Source organism: Brevundimonas sp. TSRC1-1 (genome assembly GCF_049898245.1).
GTDB lineage: Bacteria > Pseudomonadota > Alphaproteobacteria > Caulobacterales > Caulobacteraceae > Brevundimonas > Brevundimonas mediterranea_A.
On sequence record NZ_JAFCXI010000002.1, the window covers coordinates 737,237 to 752,412 of the forward strand.

The following is a 15,176-nucleotide window of genomic DNA, read 5'->3' on the forward strand; positions in this document are numbered from 1 at the left end:
CTGCGCATGTGCGGCATCATCGGCGTCACCGGCAATGGACCTGTCGTTCCCCGGCTGATCGACAGTCTGAAACGGCTGGAATACCGTGGTTATGACTCGGCCGGGGTCGCCGCCATGGTGGACGGCGCGGTCGAACGCCGCCGCGCCCAGGGCAAGATCCGCAATCTGGAAGCCGTCCTGGCCGAACAGCCGCTGACGGCCTCGGTCGGCATCGGCCACACCCGCTGGGCCACCCACGGCGCCCCGACCACGGCCAACGCCCACCCGCACAAGGCCGGGCGCGTCACCCTGGTCCACAACGGCATCATCGAGAATTTCGCCGAGCTGAAGGCCGAGCTGGCCGCCGAGGGCCATGTCTTTGAAAGCCAGACCGACACCGAGGTCATCGCCCATTTGCTGGACGCCGAGCTGAACACGGGCCGCTCGCCGCTGGAGGCCTTCAAGGCCACGCTGGACCGGCTGACCGGCGCCTATGCCCTGGCCGTGCTGATCGACGGCCAGGACGATCTGATCCTGGGCGCCCGTCGTGGCAGCCCCCTGGTCGTCGGCTGGGGCGAGGACGAGATGTATCTGGGCTCGGACGCCCTGGCCGTCGGCCCCTTCACCCAGAAGATCAGTTATCTGGAAGAGGGCGACTATGTCGCCGTGACCCGCAGCGGCGCCCAGATGTTCGACGTGACCGGCTCTCCGGTCGAACGGGCGGTGGTCCAGGTCTCGGCCTCTTCGGCGATGGTCGAGAAGGGCGAATATCGCCACTTCATGGAAAAGGAGATCCATGAACAGCCCGACAGCGTCCAGCACACCCTGTCGGAATATCTGGACCTGGTGACAGGTACGGCCAAGCCTCAGGCCGTGGACTTCGCCGCCATCGACCGAATCCAGATCGTGGCCTGCGGCACGGCCTTCTACGCCGGTCAGATCGCCCGTTACGCCTTCGAGAAGCTGGCGGGCCTGCCCTGCGACGTCGAGATCGCGTCCGAGTTCCGCTATCGCTCGCCGGCGGTGTCGCCAAGGACCCTGGCGGTCGCCGTCAGCCAGTCGGGCGAGACGGCCGACACCCTGGCCAGCCTGACCTGGTGCAAGGCCCAGGGGCTGAAGACGGCGGCGGTGGTCAATGTCCATTCCTCGTCCATGGCGCGCGAGGCCGAGGTGCTGTGGCCGACCCATGCTGGACCGGAGATCGGCGTGGCCTCGACCAAGGCCTTCACCGCCCAGGTCGCGGCCCTGCTGGCCCTGGCCGTGTCGGCCGGGGTGGCGCGCGGCCGGATCGACGCCGCGACCGAGGGCGAACTGGTCAAGGCCCTGTTCGAAAGCCCGCGCCTGATCGCCGACGCCCTGCGCATGGGCGACAGCATCCGCGCCGTGGTCCAGGACCTGGCCAAGGCCGACGACGTCCTGTTCCTGGGCCGGGGGGCCATGTTCCCCCTCGCCATGGAAGGGGCGCTGAAGCTGAAGGAGATCAGCTATATCCACGCCGAGGGTTACGCCGCCGGCGAGCTGAAGCACGGTCCCATCGCCCTGATCGACGAGGAGACACCGACCATCGCCCTGGCCCCGCTGGACGATGTGTTCGAAAAGACCGCCTCGAACCTGCAGGAGGTCGCCGCCCGCGGCGGCCCGGTCATCATGATCACGCCGGAAAGGGCTCCGGATCTGCACGGCGCCGGCATCCGCCGCATCCACGCCCCGGACTGCCACCCCCTGATCGCGCCCCTGGTCTACGCCGTGCCGGTCCAGCTGTTGGCCTATTACACCGCCGTCCAGAAAGGCACCGACGTCGATCAGCCCCGCAACCTGGCCAAGTCCGTCACGGTGGAGTGAGGGGCCTGTTCGCCGACTGAGCCCGCCGCCCTTTGCAGGGCGGCCATGTCGGACAGCAGTATGGCCGCCCGTCGCACCCGGATCGCCCCGGTCGCCCGAAGCTCGCCTGCCGCGGTGGAAATTCCGGCCCGGCGTACGGCCAGAAGATCGGCGATGTCGCTCTGGCGCAATGTGACCTCGGTCGCGCCGCCGAGAGCGTGGATGTCGAGCAGGAGGCTGGCCAGGCGTTCCGTCACCCGGCCATGCGCGTGACGCGTCACCTCGGCCCGGGCTGTTTCCATCCGACGGCGCATATCCACCAGGGCGGTCTCGATCAGGGTGTCGCGATCGATCACCTCGATGAGGCTGTCGGCTGAAATCACGACCTGGCGACCGCGCGTCAGCCACAGAGCGCTCTCGTCCGGTCCCGTTCCCAATGCGGCGTCGAAGTTCAGCAGGTCGCCGGGACCGACGAGGCCGAGGCAGACGGGATCCCTCGCTCCCTGCCGCGCCGCCACGCCTTCCAGAACCAGGGTCACAAGCGATCGACCCGCCTGCAGTGACTGGCTGCGGGCGCCAGGAAAGACGGGGTCTTCGCCCGGTTCCATCCCTTGGATCGCCAGTTGGGAGAGGAGTGCGCGCGCGAGATTCGGTCGGAGCATGGGCCGATCAATCGCGAAGCGGAGCCGCGCGCGATAACATGGGTTAAGCCGTTACACCGGCTCGTTCTGAAGGCGCAGATAGGTGGCGTCGAATTCCGCGATCTCGGCCAGCCGGCGCCAGTCCAGGATCTCCACCTGTCGGCCGCTCCAGTTGACCACCCCCTCGCCGCGCAGCTCGGTGACGAGACGGCTGACGTGAACGGTTGAAAGGCCCAGGGCGTCGCCCAGGGTCGCCTGGGTGAGGGGCAGGTCGAAACGCATTCCATCGGCCTTTCCGCCTGTCTTTCCCGTCGTTTGACCGACCGCCTGAAGACGCAGATAGAGTTCGCACACCAGATGGGCCAGATGGCCCAGGCCGCTGCGACGCCCCATGGCCACCAGCCACTGGCGATGGATGGCGGCGTCGATGATGGTGTCCAGCCATAGAAGCCGCGTCAGGTGTGGATGGCGCTCGGTCAGGCGGATCAGCTTGGCGTGGGGGGCGGAGGCGACGACACAGTCGGTCAGGGCCACGACCCCATGATCCATCTGTTTCATCAGCAGACTGTGCAGGTCGATGAAATCGCCCGGCACATTGAGCTCCGTGATCTGGCGCGCGCCGTCCGCCAGACTGCTGTAGCGGGCCGAGAAGCCGGAGATCAGAAGCGTGCTGTGCATGGGATGGGAATGTTCCTTGACGATGTCCGCGCCGCTGCGAATCTCGCGCGGCGGATCGAGCACATCCTTCAAGGCCTCGATCTCATCCGGCGCGACCTGATCGCGCAGCGAGAGTTTCTCGACCAGGGTGGTGATCCTGGAGGGGGGCGAGACGGTGGTCATTCGCCGGTCTCCTGCAAGGTCCAACCTTCCGGCGCCGCGTCCGAGGCCCGGGCGGTGACGCTGACTACCGTGCGGCCGTCGGCATCGGTCACGATCACGCTAAACGACGCCGTTTCCCAAAAAGCCGCGCCGCGATAGCGCAGAATCTCCCCAAGGACGGTGACCGCCTCTTCGCGGGCGGCTTCGACATCGGGCAGATCCTCGCCCTGGTCATCGCGAATACAATCGCCGTTTTCGGTGTGGAAATAGAAATGCGGCAATCTGGCCTCCAGCAGCAGGTCTGCAGGAAGCGGTCGTCAGGCCGATTGGTTCAGCCCTAGATTTCCTGGTTGAAGGCGCCGATTTCGGGATAGGCGGCGAGGCGGGGCTTGATCTCCCTGCGGAACAGGTCGCGCATGTCGTCCTCGGATCGCATGCTCTCGACCACCACGACCAGTTCGGGCTTGTTCGACGAGGCGCGAACCAAGACCCAGGAGCCGTCCTCCAGGTGCACACGCACGCCGTTGACGGTGATGGCCTCGAGGATCTTGCGACCCAGGATCTTGCCGCCCGCCGCGGCCAGATCCGAGTATTCCTTCACGATCCGCTCCAGCACCCCGTACTTCAGCTCGTCGTCGCAATGGGGCGACATGGTCAGGCTGGTCCAGGCGTCGGGCAGGCCGGCTTTCAGTTCGCTCAGCTTCTTGCCCGGATTGCGGTCCAGCATGGCCAGGACCGCGCCGGCGGCCACCAGGCCGTCGTCGTAGCCATGGCCCAGGTCTCCGGCCATGAAGAAGTGGCCTGACTTCTCGAACCCGGCCAGGGCACCCAGTTCAGCGGTCTTGCGCTTGATGTAGGAGTGGCCCGTCTTCCAATAAACCACCTCGGCGCCATTGGCCTTGAGAATCTCGTCGGTCTTGTAGAGGCCGGTCGATTTTACATCGACCACGAAGGTGCTGTCCGGATAAACCTTGGACAGGTCGCGGGCCAGCATCAGGCCGATCTTGTCGGCGAAGATCTCCTCGCCCGTATCGTCCACCACGCCGCAACGGTCGCCGTCGCCGTCGAAGCCCAGGGCCAGGTCGGCGCCCGTCTCGCGCACCCGCTGGGCCATCTGCACCAGCATGGCGTGGTCTTCCGGGTTCGGATTGTACTTGGGGAAGGTGTAGTCGAGGTCGGTGTCCATCTCGATCACCTCGACCCCCATCCGGCGCAGGGCGTCGGGGGCGAAGGCGCCGGCCGTGCCGTTGCCGCAGGCGCAGACGACCTTCAGCGGGCGCTTGATCTGCACCTTGGAGGCGACGTCGGCCACATAGGTCTCGCGGAAGCCCTCGACCCGCACCAGCTTGCCGCCCGGTCGGGCCACGCCCTCGCCGTTCAGCACGATCTGTTTGAGCCGGCCCATCTCCTCGGGGCCGAAGGTCAGAGGCTTGTTCGCCCCCATCTTCACCCCGGTCCAGCCATTCTCGTTGTGGCTGGCGGTGACCATGGCCACGCAGGGCGCGTCCAGTTCGAACTGACCGAAATAGGCCATGGGCGAGAGGGCCAGGCCGACGTCCAGCACCTCCATCCCGCCTTCCAGCAGGCCCAGGATCAGGGCCTGTTTGACGCTGAGGCTGTAGCCGCGGAAATCATGGCCGGTGACGATCTTGGGCGCGACGCCGATCTCGTGCACATAGGTGGCCAGGCCCAGGCCCAGAGCCTGGATGCCGAGGAGATTGATCTCTTTTTCCAGAATCCAGCGGGCGTCGTACTCCCGAAACCCGGTCGGTTTCACGAAGGCCAGATTCTCATAGTCCGCCGTATTCGGCGTCAAATCCTGCCGGGGCTTGAGCATTCTGCGTGTTCAGGCTGCGGCGCGCTTGCGAATGCGGGCGATGCGGCGCAGGCGGCGCCAGAAACGGCCGCGTTCCGGTTCGGGGTAGGGCTGCAGATTCTCGACGAACTGATCCGCCGAGGCGCGCCAGCTGAACTTCTCCGCATAGGCGCGGACGACCTTGCGGTCGAGTTCGAGGCATTTCAGGCAGGCGGTCTTCAGGTCCTCGTCGATCGCGCCGGCGTTCGAGCCGGGGATGATGTCGATGGGGCCATGGGCCGGATAGGCGGCGACCGGGGTTCCGGCGGCCATGGCCTCCAGGATCACCAGGCCGAAGGTGTCGGTCCAGCTTGGGAAGACGAAGACGTCGGCGTCGCGGAAACAGCGAGCCAGTTCGTCGCCGAACCGTGCGCCCAGGAATTTGGCCTCGGGATATTTTTCCTGGAGCTCCGCGCGGGCCGGGCCGTCCCCGACGATGATCTTGGTGCCCGGCAGGTCCAGCTCGAGGAAGGCCTCGATGTTCTTTTCCACCGCAACCCGGCCGACGTTCAGGAAGAAGGGCCGGGGCCAGTCTTTTCCCCCCATCTGGTCGTAGATGCGCTCCAGATCGGGGTGGAACATCTCGGTGTCCACGCCACGTGACCAGGGGGAGACGTTCTTGAACCCATGCTCGACCAGTTCGTCACGCAGGGTCGGGGTCGCCACCATCAGCCGGCCCGACGGCTTGTGGAACCACTTCATATAGGCATAGCCGACCTGGACCGGGATCGGGAACCGGGCGGAGACATATTCGGGGAATTTGGTGTGGTAGCTGGTCGTGAACGGCAGCTTCCATTCCACGCAGATGCGGCGCGTGGCGATGCCGATCGGACCCTCGGTGGCGATATGCACGGCCTCGGGTTCGAACGCCCGGAGCATCTCGCGGATTTCTTCCTCCGCGCCCAGAGCCAGCCGGATTTCCGGATAGGTCGGGCAGGGGATGGTCTTGAACAGGCTGGGTTCGATGACCTCGACCTCGTGACCCATGCCGCGGCATTCCGCGACGGTGCGGGTCAGGGTGCGGACGACGCCGTTGACCTGAGGTTCCCAGGCGTCGGTGGCCAGAACGATGCGCATGGAGGCGGGCGGACCCTGAGCCGTTGAGTAAGGGCGGAACTTCTAGACGGTTCGGATGACGAAGGCGAGACGGTCGTGGGTGTTTGAGTAGGGGAAACCCCTATGAGAGGCGAAGGGCCGGGATCCTGTCGGGCTCCAGCGTGCCCAGGGTCTCTCTCGTCTGAACATAGGCGGCCATGATGTGGTAAAAGGAGCTGGCCGGTGCGGGCTCGTCGATGAATTTGCCCCCTTCCAGCATCTTGTCATGCCAGAGGCCCTGCGGCGTCAGATAGCGCCATAGCGCCCTCTGGGCTCTGGCGGCCTGTTCGAGGCAAAGAGCGCGCCGGCCGTCGTCGCTGAGCGAGGCCAGGATGAGGGAGGCCTTCAACCATTCTGTCTGGGGCCAGAGGCGCGCGCGCGGGCTTCTTACGCCGCCGTCGATGTTCATGGCGTCGATGGCGATGCCGCGTTTGAGATCGACGCCCTTGAGGCCTGCTTCATAGAGCCGCCAGGCGTCGGCGAGGACGGCCGGGTCCGCGCGTTTTCGGCCGTACCGCGCCATCAGCCAGGCCCATTCGAACTGGTGTCCCGGTTCCACCAGCCGCCCATCGTCGCCCGAAGCGGGGGTCCAATCCTGCTGGAAGAATTCACGCAAGCAACCGGTGTCCGGGTCGATGAAGCGGGCGCGCGCCAGGGTGACGATGCGGTCGGCGAGCGCGGCCCAGGCCTGGTCTCCGCCGGTTTCTTCCCAGGCCAGCGCCGCTTCCAGAAGATGCATGTGGGCGTTGGACTGATAGGGATGGGCGCCGTGTTCCGTCAGTCCCCCCTGGCTGTCCGCGCGTTCCAGCAGAAGGTCGCGCACCGCTGCGGCTTCGACCTCGAGCTGCGGAGCGCGGGTCGCATCGGCGACACAGGCCAGGGCGAAGATCAGGAAGGCCTGGTCATAGACCGTCGCGGTTTCGTCGAGGGGAGAACCGTCCGCCGCCAGCAGGGTTCGCATCTGGCCGTCAGGTCGAAGATAGACGGCCCGCAGACGATCCAGGCCGGTGGCGACCACCGCCTTCCAGGGACCTCGCCAGCCTTGGCGCCCCGCTTCGGCATAGACCTGCAGTTGTCGCGCCTGGACCCGAGCCCGCCGGGATGTGGCGACGTGACGTCCGTCCAGGGCGACCACCTCTTCGAAGCCGCCCGTCGAATCCTGACCCAGGCTGGACCAGACGGGAAGAGCAGCCTGCCTGAGCCAGGTCGTCAGCCGTGCAGCGCCAGCGTCGAGGGTTTCCGGAGCATTGGCGCGGGGGAAGTCGAGATGCTGGGGCGACAGTTTGCGCAACCGCTCCACCACCTTTTTCACGTCCTGGCTCTTGCGGAGGTCGGTCACCAACACTGCGTCGCGTTCAACGATGATGCCGATGTCCTTGAGGCCGATCGCTGCGACCATCACCCCGTCGCAGGCTCGAACCAGGCAGCCTTCCGAGTCTTCCAGGATATGCAAGCCGACGCTGCCTTCGCCCGAAGCATGGACCGAGTCCCAGGCGCCGAGATCCGACCATTCGAAACGGACCGGCAGAACCGAGGCGCGGTTTGTCTTCTCCATGACGGCATAGTCGATGGAAATCTTGGGAGCCGAGACGAAACTCGACCCAAGCAGGACAAAGGGCCCGTCGATCTCGGCCTGATCCAATGCGGTACGGACCGCTTCTCCAACGGCGGGGGCCCTATCCAGGATCTCGCGAACGAGCACATCGGCACGGACGATGAAATTGCCGCTGTTCCAGAGATAGCCTTCGGAAATGTACCGTTGGGCGGTCGCTTGATCCGGCTTCTCGACGAAGGCGGAGACCTCCGACAAGGCTGGGCCAGAGGGGGCGACATAGCCATAGGCCGACGAGGGCTCTGTCGGAACTACGCCCAGGGTGACGATACGCCCGTCCACTGCCGCGGAAACAGCCTCGTTCACCGACCGGCGAAACGCTTCGTCGTCAGGAATGTGGTGGTCCGACGCCACGAACAGATTGACGGCGTCGGACGTGCGGCGACTGGTCCAGAGCGCGGCGGCGGCCATGGCCGCGGCGGAGTCCCGTCCTTCCGGTTCAAGCAGGACGACGGCGGTCACCCCGATTTCGTCAAGCTGGTCCAGGATGACCGCCCGTTGGGCGCTGCCGCCGACCACGATGAGTTCGCCCCCTCCGTGCGTGAGGGCGTTCACGCGTGCAACAGACTGTTGGAACAACGAGCGATTTCCAGCCAACGGGATGAATTGTTTGGGAAGCGAAGGCCGGGACGCCGGCCAGAGACGGCTTCCTGAACCACCGCACATGATAACCGGATAGAGGGTGGCCATTATCGACGCCGTGAACGATCAAGGGTTCTGCCTATTAGGCGCGACGCGCGGCCTCGTCACCTCATTTGCCCGACCGGAAGTTGCGGTCTGACTCGTGAAGCAAGCACCTCAATTCTACAACGGCAGCACCGTCGTCGACTTCACCTCCTCCAGCACCGCATAGGTCCGGGTCTCGCGCACCCCCGGCATCCGCACCAGGACGTCGCCGAGGAAGGCGCGATAGGCGTCCATGTCGCCGACCCGGGCCTTGATCAGATAGTCGAAGCCGCCAGCGACCATATGGCATTCCAGCACCTCGGGCTGGCTGCGGACGGCGGCGGCGAAGGCTTCGAAGACGTCGCCGGTGGTGCGGTCCAGCAGGACCTCGACGAAGATCAGCAGGTCGCGGCCGACCTTGGCGGGGTCGATCATGGCGGCGTAGCCGGTGATGATCTTCTTTTCGCGCAGGCGCCGGACCCGTTCGAAACAGGCGGCGGGCGACAGGTTGCAGCGCCGCGCCAGCTCGGCGTTGGAAAGCCGGCCGTCGGTCTGGAGCACACGCAGGATGCGGCGGTCGACGGGGTCTATATCGATCATCGGAAATCGGGCTCCTGCGCCGAATGATCTTCGGGACAGCCTCGTATCATACGAAGCACCTTCAATGAACTCCGGCCTATACGGCGGAAATCCACAGGAATTCCCGCCCATGACCACCCCCGCCTTCAAGCCTTCGAGCCTGGCCGCCTGGGACGGTCTGGACGCGCACAAGTTCCGCGACGAGCGCGAGGCCGTGGCCGCCAACCTGGCGAGAACGCCGCTGGACGCCGCCGAGCGCGTCGCCGTGGTCGCCGAAGCCACGGCCCTGGTCGAACACGCCCGCCGCAGCCAGAAGAAACAGGGGGTGGTCGAAAGCTTCCTGCAGCAGTTCTCGCTGGGCACCCGCGAGGGTCTGGCCCTGATGTGTCTGGCCGAGGCCCTGCTGCGCGTGCCGGACGAGGAGACGCGCGACCGGCTGATCGCCGAGAAGATCGGCTCGGCCGACTGGGCCAGTCATCTGGGCCAGTCCGACAGCCTGTTCGTCAACGCCTCGACCTGGGGTCTGATGCTGACCGGCAAACTGGTGGACGTGGACGACGAGGCGCGCAGCGACCTGCCCGGCTTCCTGAAGCGGATCGCCGGTCGTCTGGGCGAGCCGGTCATCCGCCAGGCGGTCGCGACCGCGGTCAAGATCATGGGCGAGCAGTTCGTCGTCGGCCGCACGATCCAGGGCGCGCTGAAGCGGTCGAACAAGGAAGGCTGGCTGTGCAGCTTCGACATGCTGGGCGAGGGCGCCCGGACCATGGCCGACGCCGACCGCTACGAGAAGATCTACGCCGACGCCATCGAGGCGGTCGGCAAGACCTCGAAGGGCCAGGGGCCCGAGCACGGCCACGGCGTCTCGGTGAAACTGTCGGCCCTGTCGCCCCGCTATGAGGCGACGCATGAGGACGACGTCTGGGCGACCCTGTATCCCCGCATCCTGCGCCTGGCCCAGATCGCGGCCCGGTACGACATCAACTATACGATGGACGCGGAAGAGGCGGACCGTCTGGCCCTGTCGCTGAAACTGCTGGACCGGCTGGCGCACGAACCCAGCCTGGGCGGCTGGACCGGCCTGGGCCTGGCGGTTCAGGCCTATCAGAAGCGCGGGCTGGAGATGATCGAACGGGTCGCCGACCTGGCGCGTCGCTCGGGCCGCCGGCTGATGGTGCGCCTGGTCAAGGGCGCCTATTGGGACACCGAGATCAAGCGCGCCCAGGTGTTCGGCCGCACCGACTACCCCGTCTATACGACCAAGGCGGCGACCGACCTGAACTACCTCGTCTGCGCGCGCGCCATGATCGAGGCGGCGCCGGCGATCTATAGCCAGTTCGCCAGCCACAACGCCCACACCCTGGCGGCCGTGCGGCGCATGGCGCGCGACCGGGGCGTGGCGGTCGAACACCAGCGCCTGCACGGTATGGGCGAGGCGCTCTACGACGCGGCGCACGAGGCGTGGTCGGATGAGACCGTGATCGTCCGCGCCTACGCCCCTGTCGGCGGGCACGAGGAACTGCTGCCCTATCTGGTGCGGCGCCTGCTCGAAAACGGCGCCAACTCCTCCTTCGTCCACGCCCTGCTGGACGAGCGCGTGCCCGCTTCGGCCGTCGCGGCCGATCCCATCTCCCTGGTCGAGCAGGCGCCCGACCGTCACCCCAAGATTCCGGTTCCGAAAGACATGTACGGCGATCGTCAGAACTCCCTCGGCCGCGATTATTCCCAGGCCGCCGACCGCGAGGCCCACGCCAGGGCGCTGGAGCTTGTCGATCGCGAGACGCTGACCTCCGGTCCGATCGTCGGCGGCAAGCTGCGCGCCGGGATCGAGGCCCAGGCCGTGACCAATCCGTTCGACCGGTCCCAGGTGCTGGGCCATGCCTCCGAGGCCGAGGCGGCCGACATCGACGCCGCCGTCGCGGCCGCCGCCGACGCCCAGGTTCAATGGGACCGTCAGGGCGGGGCCAAACGCGCCGTGACCTTGCGCGCCATGGCCGATGCGCTGGAGGCCGATCTGGACCGCCTGGTCGCCCTGCTCAGCCGCGAGGCGGGCAAGACCCTGAACGACGGCGTCGCCGAGGTGCGCGAGGCCGCCGACTTCTGCCGCTATTACGCCCTTCTGGCCGAGCGCGACTTCACCGCCCCCCAGACGCTGAAGGGCCCGACCGGCGAGACCAACCAGCTGTTCCTGCACGGGCGCGGCGTCTTCGCCTGTATCTCGCCGTGGAACTTCCCCCTGGCCATCTTCACCGGCCAGATCGCCGCCGCCCTGGCCGCCGGCGACGCCGTCCTGGCCAAGCCCGCCGAACAGACGCCGCTGATCGCCGCCGAGGCCGTGCGCCTGTATCACAAGGCCGGGCTGAACCCGGCCCTGCTGGCCCTGGTCCCCGGGCGCGGCGAGACCGTCGGCGCGGCCCTGGTCGCGCATCCGGGCGTCGACGGCGTCGCCTTCACAGGCGGCACCGACACGGCCGCCGCGATCAACCGCGCCATCGCCGCCCGCCCCGGCGCCATCATCCCCTTCATCGCCGAGACCGGCGGCCTGAACGGCATGTTCATCGACACCACGGCGCTGAAGGAACAGGTCATCGACGACGTGATCCAGTCGGCCTTCGGCTCGGCCGGCCAGCGCTGCTCGGCCCTGCGCGTTCTCTATGTGCCCCAGGACTCGGCCGACGCCCTGATCGAGGGGCTGAAGGGCGCGCTGGCCGTCCAGACCGTCGGCGACCCCGCCGATCCCAAGACCGACATCGGCCCCGTCATCGATCCCGAATCCCGCCGCGCCCTGGAAGCCCACGTCGAACGCCTGTCCAAGGAAGCCAGGATCATCGCCCGCGCCGACCTGCCGCTGGGCGCGGAAAAGGGCGACCTGTTCGCCCCGACCCTCGCCGAGATCCCCACGCCCGACTTCCTGGAACGCGAGGTCTTCGGCCCTATCCTGCACATCTATCGCTACGCCCCCTCCGACCTGAAGTCGGTCGCCGGCAAGCTCGCCGCGCGCGGCTACGGCCTGACCCTGGGCGTCCACAGCCGTATCGAAGCCTTCGCCGCCGAGGTGATCGATCTGGTCCCCGCCGGCAACGTCTACGTCAACCGCTCGATCACCGGCGCGGTGGTCGGCGTGCAACCTTTCGGCGGCGAGGGGCTGTCTGGCACCGGGCCGAAGGCGGGCGGGCCGAACAGCCTGATCCGCTATGCGGCGGAAAAGGCGATCAGCGTGAACATCGCCGCCCAGGGCGGGGATCCGGCTCTGTTGAATCTGTAGGGCGCCGCTTAGCACCCATGGGCGGATAAGGATCGCGCTGTGGCTGTCGTCCGCAGAAGCGCTTTCACCGACGCCGGTTTTGAGCCATAGAGCAACAAGTCGTCACATGTTCGGTGTTTCGTCGGCCTCTCCCCTGATCCATATTCGATCCACGAACTTAAATCTGGTGCGATGATCCCCGTTTTTTTTAAGCTACACGGCCGGGTTGTTGGCGCCTTGCTGATGAGGGAGATGGCGACGCGTTTCGGCCGAGAAGGCTTGGGCTTTGCGTGGCTTGTCGCTGAACCTCTAGTTTTTTGTCTTGGCGTTATTTTCCTTTGGGCGCTGACCAAGCCGACATTCAATTCTGAGCACGGCATTCAACTCGCGCCTTTCGTGATGAGCGGCTACATGTGCCTGATCCTGATCAGGCACCTCATCAGCCTGCTCACGCCAGCGATCCAGGCAAATATGGGATTGCTCTACCATCGCCTTGTCACCCCGATGCACATCCTTATAGCGCGGATGCTGCTTGAAATCGGCGGCGCGACAATCGCCTTCGTAGTGCTCTATTTGGCGCTTCTGGCGATCGGGCAGGTAGGACCGCCACACAACATCCTGCTCTTGTATGCCGGTTGGGGGACAGTCGCTTTTTCGGGCGCGGGTTTTGCCTTGATTATGACTGGCCTGGTCATGCGGTTCGAGGCGATGGAGCGTGTCGTGGGGCTGATTAGCTATCTCATGATCCCCGTTTCCGGGGCATTCTTTATGGTGTCTTGGCTGCCGCATTCCTTCCAGAAAATCGTCATGCTGGTCCCGTTTGTCCATGGAACCGAAGCGATACGCGCCGCTATATTCGGCGAGTTTGTGGAGACTCACTACAGCTTTAGTTACGCTATAGCTGTGGGAGCGATCCTAAATGTCGTGGGGTTACTGTTAATCTTCAGTTCACTCGATCGCATCGATGTCGAGTGAGTCGGCACAAAATACTAATTGCGACCTAACTAGGCCCAGCAGATCATGACCGAGACAAAAATCAACTATATGGGGCCTGCGCCCGAAGCTCTTCTGCCGGCGCCCAAAGCGCCGGCGTTCTGGAGGAAGCTGCCGTTGGGTTTTGCGCTGGTCGTGCTTTTGCCGACCATTATCGCGCTCATCTACAACCTTCTAATCGCTTCTCCCATCTATGTCTCGGAAGCGAAATTTGTTGTTCGATCGCCGGGCCAGCACCAACCTTCAAGTTTCGGCGTAGCGCTTCAGGGTGTGGGTTTGTCCTCGGGCGCGAACGACTCCTTCGCGGTGCACGACTACATCACTTCGCGCGACGGCCTGAAGGACGTCCGGCGCACGCAAGATGTTGCGGCCATTATTGGGCGCCCGGACGCAGACTTTCTGAGTCGCTACCCCAGCTTCGGCGCCGCGCAAACGGAGGAGGGGCTCTATAAGGGGTTCCGACGTTTCGTAACGGTAGGATATGACTCGGCGACGGGCATCAGCACCCTAAGAGTTCGTGCGTTCCGCCCGAACGACGCCTACGCGATAAATAACGCTCTGCTGATCGCCAGCGAACAACTGATAAATCGCCTGAACGAAAGGTCGGCGACTGACCTCGTCGCCGACGCTGCTCGGACACAAAATGAGGCCCGCCAGGCCCTGCAGAGCGCCCAAGCACAACTCGCAGCCTTTCGGAATCGGCAAGGCTATATCGACCCCACGCTTTCGGCGAGAGAAAGCTCCGAGTTGATCGGCGGCCTGCTGGCGAACATAGCCCAGTTGAAGGCTGAGCGTGATCAACTTCAATCCGAAGCTCCGGCAAGTCCTCAATTGGACAGCCTGAATGGGCGCATAGCCGCCTATGAACGTCAGGTGGCCTCTGAACGAGCCAAAATCGCCGGTAGCGCCAATTCGCTCGCCCCCAGCGTTGGAACCTATGAGCAGCTTGTCCTTGCCCAGGAGATTGCCGATCGGCAACTGGTCCAGGCGACCGCTGCCGTTGTCACGGCGCGTGATGACGCGCGACGACAAAATCTCTACCTGGAGCGCATTGTCAGCCCTCACATACCAGATGAGCCAGCCTTGCCACGCCGGTGGTTTGCCGTCTTCACCGTCTTCGCCTCAGCTTTGCTCGTCTACGCCCTGGGATGGCTGGTGCTGGCGGGCGTTCGGGAGCATAGGCAATCGTGATGCCGGACGATGTCGGTCTCCGTGTGTCGGGACTCAGCAAGACTTATCGAACCGCCCACAATCCGCTGTTTCGGAACCTCAACTTTGAAATCTCTCGAAGCGGGCGGCTCGCCATTCTTGGTCGAAACGGGCAAGGAAAATCGACGCTCATAAAAATGCTGGGCGGGATTCTCCCTCCCACTGAAGGGCGAATCGACTGGTTGATGAAGTCCTCGTGGCCGATCGGTTTTGGGGGCGGCTTTCAGGGCAGCCTGTCAGGGTTGGACAATATCAATTTTTTGTCGCGTCTGTATGGCAGGGACTATCAAGAGTTACGCGACCGCGTTGATGACTTCGCTGAGCTCGGCGTGGCCCTTAAGAAGCCTGTGAAGCACTACTCTTCCGGCATGCGGGCTCGACTCGCCTTTGGGCTGTCTCTAGCCATCGAATTCGACTGCTACCTGATCGATGAGTTGGTGGCCGTTGGGGACGCGCGCTTTCAGCGGAAGTGTGAAGAAGAGCTGTTTCAGCATCGTGCAGGGCGCGCCTATCTAATGGCGTCGCATGACATGAGCCTGATCTCGCAACATTGCGACCGCGCGCTCATAATCGAAAGCGGAAGCGCCAAAATTTTTGACGATATTGAGGAGGCCATCGACATCTACGTATGGCTCCGCGCGGCCTGATGGTGCATTCCCTGGTTGT

Annotated in this window: 12 protein-coding genes; 5 read left to right on the plus strand and 7 right to left on the minus strand. The window is 65.1% G+C overall.

The genetic code is table 11. The features are described from left to right. The first annotated feature begins 6 nt into the window (after window positions 1-6). Window positions 7-1,821 carry a glutamine--fructose-6-phosphate transaminase (isomerizing) gene (gene glmS / locus ACP7CK_RS09580; protein WP_426025848.1) on the plus strand — a complete coding sequence of 605 codons (1,815 nt, stop codon included), beginning with the start codon at window positions 7-9 and terminating at the stop codon, window positions 1,819-1,821. On the opposite strand, the gene ACP7CK_RS09585 is transcribed toward glmS, so the two are convergent. The 7 genes from ACP7CK_RS09585 to ACP7CK_RS09615 form a co-directional block, all read right to left on the minus strand. Then, a complete protein-coding gene (locus ACP7CK_RS09585; RefSeq protein WP_426025849.1) occupies window positions 1,782-2,408 on the minus strand; it encodes a Crp/Fnr family transcriptional regulator in 627 nt (208 codons plus the stop codon). The genes glmS and ACP7CK_RS09585 overlap by 40 nt on opposite strands. A gap of 105 nt (window positions 2,409-2,513) precedes the next feature. Continuing rightward, window positions 2,514-3,281 (minus strand): Crp/Fnr family transcriptional regulator, encoded by a 768-nt coding sequence (locus tag ACP7CK_RS09590; RefSeq protein ID WP_426025850.1) that lies wholly within the window; start codon window positions 3,279-3,281, stop codon window positions 2,514-2,516. Further along, on the minus strand, window positions 3,278-3,541 hold the full coding sequence (locus tag ACP7CK_RS09595) for a DUF6894 family protein (RefSeq protein ID WP_008263959.1): 264 nt from the start codon (window positions 3,539-3,541) through the stop codon (window positions 3,278-3,280). The genes ACP7CK_RS09590 and ACP7CK_RS09595 overlap by 4 nt, the downstream gene beginning before the upstream one ends. 56 nt (window positions 3,542-3,597) lie before the next feature. Next, window positions 3,598-5,097 carry a phosphomannomutase/phosphoglucomutase gene (locus tag ACP7CK_RS09600; protein WP_426025851.1) on the minus strand — a complete coding sequence of 500 codons (1,500 nt, stop codon included), beginning with the start codon at window positions 5,095-5,097 and terminating at the stop codon, window positions 3,598-3,600. Window positions 5,098-5,106: 9 nt separating this feature from the next. After that, complete coding sequence (locus ACP7CK_RS09605) at window positions 5,107-6,192, minus strand: glycosyltransferase family 4 protein (RefSeq protein ID WP_035305868.1); 1,086 nt, start codon at window positions 6,190-6,192, stop codon at window positions 5,107-5,109. Between the two features lie 100 nt (window positions 6,193-6,292). After that, on the minus strand, window positions 6,293-8,512 hold the full coding sequence (locus ACP7CK_RS09610) for an AGE family epimerase/isomerase (protein WP_426025852.1): 2,220 nt from the start codon (window positions 8,510-8,512) through the stop codon (window positions 6,293-6,295). Window positions 8,513-8,626: 114 nt separating this feature from the next. Continuing rightward, window positions 8,627-9,088: an Lrp/AsnC ligand binding domain-containing protein gene (locus tag ACP7CK_RS09615; protein ID WP_008263363.1), complete on the minus strand. Its 462-nt coding sequence runs from the start codon at window positions 9,086-9,088 to the stop codon at window positions 8,627-8,629. A 109-nt stretch (window positions 9,089-9,197) separates the two neighbouring features. On the opposite strand from ACP7CK_RS09615, the gene putA reads away from it, so the two are divergent. The 4 genes from putA to ACP7CK_RS09635 all read left to right on the plus strand — a co-directional run bounded on the left by putA (window position 9,198) and on the right by ACP7CK_RS09635 (window position 15,157). Beyond that, window positions 9,198-12,329, plus strand: coding sequence for a bifunctional proline dehydrogenase/L-glutamate gamma-semialdehyde dehydrogenase PutA (gene putA, locus ACP7CK_RS09620; RefSeq protein ID WP_426025853.1), 3,132 nt, complete (start codon window positions 9,198-9,200; stop codon window positions 12,327-12,329). A 171-nt stretch (window positions 12,330-12,500) separates the two neighbouring features. After that, a complete protein-coding gene (locus ACP7CK_RS09625) occupies window positions 12,501-13,283 on the plus strand; it encodes an ABC transporter permease (RefSeq protein ID WP_281380223.1) in 783 nt (260 codons plus the stop codon). A 45-nt stretch (window positions 13,284-13,328) separates the two neighbouring features. Beyond that, window positions 13,329-14,492 (plus strand): chain-length determining protein, encoded by a 1,164-nt coding sequence (locus ACP7CK_RS09630; RefSeq protein WP_426025854.1) that lies wholly within the window; start codon window positions 13,329-13,331, stop codon window positions 14,490-14,492. After that, on the plus strand, window positions 14,492-15,157 hold the full coding sequence (locus tag ACP7CK_RS09635; protein ID WP_426025855.1) for an ABC transporter ATP-binding protein: 666 nt from the start codon (window positions 14,492-14,494) through the stop codon (window positions 15,155-15,157). Before ACP7CK_RS09630 ends, ACP7CK_RS09635 begins: the two co-directional genes overlap by 1 nt. Window positions 15,158-15,176 lie beyond the last annotated feature (19 nt).